This window comes from Frankia sp. AgKG'84/4 (assembly GCF_023242965.2).
GTDB lineage: Bacteria > Actinomycetota > Actinomycetes > Frankiales > Frankiaceae > Frankia.
On record NZ_JALKFU020001209.1, the window covers coordinates 1 to 2,541 of the forward strand.

At 70.9% G+C, this 2,541-nt stretch carries 2 protein-coding genes; one reads left to right on the forward strand and one right to left on the reverse strand.

Annotated features, from left to right (window positions below; translation table 11 throughout):
- Nucleotides 1-73: 73 nt before the first annotated feature.
- The gene (locus MXD58_RS28810; protein ID WP_248840568.1) at nucleotides 74-1,231 is read right to left on the reverse strand and encodes an acyl-CoA dehydrogenase family protein; all 1,158 of its coding nucleotides are present in this window, start codon (nucleotides 1,229-1,231) and stop codon (nucleotides 74-76) included.
- 566 nt (nucleotides 1,232-1,797) lie between these two features.
- On the opposite strand from MXD58_RS28810, the gene MXD58_RS28815 reads away from it, so the two are divergent.
- The gene (locus tag MXD58_RS28815; protein ID WP_248840569.1) at nucleotides 1,798-2,220 is read left to right on the forward strand and encodes a TOBE domain-containing protein; all 423 of its coding nucleotides are present in this window, start codon (nucleotides 1,798-1,800) and stop codon (nucleotides 2,218-2,220) included.
- Nucleotides 2,221-2,541 lie beyond the last annotated feature (321 nt).

Sequence of the window (2,541 nt, forward strand, 5' to 3'; positions counted from 1 at the left end):
GGCGGGAGCGGCGCGTCGGCGGGGCACGGTCGCGCAGGCCGCCGCGCCGGGCGCTGACATGGTGGCCGGCATGTCAGCGCCGCATGAGCAGCGAGCCGCCCAGCAGGTAGGCGCCCACCATCTCGAAGTTGGTCGGCGCCAGCGTGATGTGGGCGACGGCGCTGTGGACGTCGCGGAAACACCGGTCGAGGCGCCCGCCGCCGGCCAGCGACCGGGTGCCGGCCAGGCTGTGCAGGCTGTCCACCGCGCGCACGGTGTTCTCGCCGACGGTCGCGGCGGCCAGGCGGATCAGCGCGGATAGTTCCTCCCCGCCGATCGCCCGGCGCAGGCCCGCGTGGTTCGCGGCGTCGGACAGCATCAGCTCGGCCGAGCGGACCAGCGCCGTGGCACGGGCGAGCCCGGCCTGGACGGTGTGGCTCGTGTTCAACGCCTCCGACCCGCGGGCCGGCACCGCGCCCACGGCGATGCCCGGGAAAGCGCTCAGCGCGTCCTGCGCGATCCCGAGGGCTGTCGAGGCCGTGGTGAACGGCCCGAAGTCGTAGTAGGCGATCGGGTAGCCGCGGGAGGCCCGGGCCGCCGGCGGCCGGCGTAGCAGGGCGCCCTCGACGGTGAACTCCGCCGGCACGAACACGTCCTCGACGGTGAAACTGACGCTGCCCGTCCCGCGTAGGCCCAGCGGGTCCCAGTCGTCGTCGAACCGGACCGCCTCGGCCGGCACGAACAGCATGCGGGTGACCGGGTCCGGCTGGGGCAGGACGGATGCGCACACCAGCCAGTCGGCGTGGGTGCAACCACTCGCGTACGACCAGCGACCCCGCAGCCGGTAACCGCCCGGCACCGGTTCGGCCTGGCCGGTGGGATTGATGCCGCCGACGACGAGCCCGTCGCAGTCGGCGAACACCTGGCCGGCGACCTGCTCGGGCAGGTAGTCCGACATCCGGGAGATGACGCCCTGGACCCCCATCTGCCAGGCGACGGAGGCGTCCGTCCGGGCGAGGGCCTGCAGGACGGCGGAGCCGGTGCGGACGCTGACCCCGCCGCCGCCGAACGATGGCGACACCCACATGCGGTGGATGTTCTGCTCGCGCAGCGCCTCGATGACGGCGTCCGGTGTCCTTCGTTCCTGCTCGGCCTCCTCGCGGTGCCGGGTGAGGACGGGGGTGATTTTCTCGACCCGCGAGAGCCACTCGGTCGTCTCCTCGTGGGAATGCGCGGAACCGCTCCAGAACACGTCGGTTACCTACTCTGCTCGGATATCGCGTCGGGACTGCCGGAGAGGCTCAGAACAATAGTGCCGATCATCCCCTGACCGGCGTGTTTCCGGGGTATTTCGGGGGTGGTCACTGACCGCGCGTCCCGTTGACATCCCGCTACGGGTGGGAGTCGGGGTTGCCTGAATGGGCCAGGTCGCGGCGCCGCCAGGCGGGCGCGCGAGCGTCCCGCCACGCCGGTGCGGGATAGTCGCGATGACGCTGAGCTGGGTCGACATCTCCTGTTCTTCTCCCTTCGGTGGGTCGTGACCGCGGTTCACCCGTTCGTTGCGGTGCTCCGAAGACCCGCATCTAAGGATTAATAGTAGCAATCGCTGCTCAGGTGCGGAGCTAATGCCGCGAAGTATCCGTGTATGCGGTCCGTGGAGATGGCCGGCTGTCCGCCCGGCATCGGATGTGACCAGGGCGAGTGAGGGTTTGCGGTGACTCCGCCGTCGTGCGCGACGCCGTCTGGACCAGGGCGGTGACCCGGACGACACTGCCCATCGGCAACTCATCGGATACATTCGCCTAGTAGGGTTTTTTCATGGTCCTTAGTATTCGCAACCGATTCGCGGGAACCGTTAGTGAAATTGTCGGCGGTGCCGTGATGGGCACCGTCGCCATCAGCATTCCCGGCGGCCAGACCCTGACGGCCACGGTCACGATGGACGCGATCAAGGATCTCGGCGTCAACATCGGCGACACCGTGGAAGCGCTCATCAAATCAACCGACATCTCGCTGGCCACAGGCGGGACCAGCGGCCTGAGTATTCGCAACAAACTGCGGGGCACGCTGGTCGACGTCGATTCCGGTGGGGCGATGTCGGTGGCCCGGATCGCACTGGCCGAGGGCCCGGAGATCACCGCGGCGATCACCCGGGCGGCGGCCGAGGAGCTCGCGCTCCGGCCCGGCCTCCCCGTGACCGCGCTGATCAAGTCGACCGAGGTGTCCTTCTCCGCCGCCTGACCCGCCGCCTGAGCACGACCGCGCCGGCCGGCCCCTCGGGGCCGGTCGGCGCGTCGCTGTCCCAGTGCACAGGCCGCGATCCGCACCCGCCCGCGGGCGGGAGTATCCGCCGCGCGCGGTCGGATTCCATTCCGACGCTTGGTCCGGGCTGGTTCCGACGACGCTCGGGACTGCGGCGTCCGTTGCTTCCTCGCGGTTGCCCTCGCCCACCTCGCGCCGCGACGGTGGGCGCCCGGTCCGCCGCGCCCACCTCCGGACCGCCCGCCCGGCCCAACCGCGCCGCGCGACCCCGCCCGGATGATGGCGTCCTGGTCGGACTGG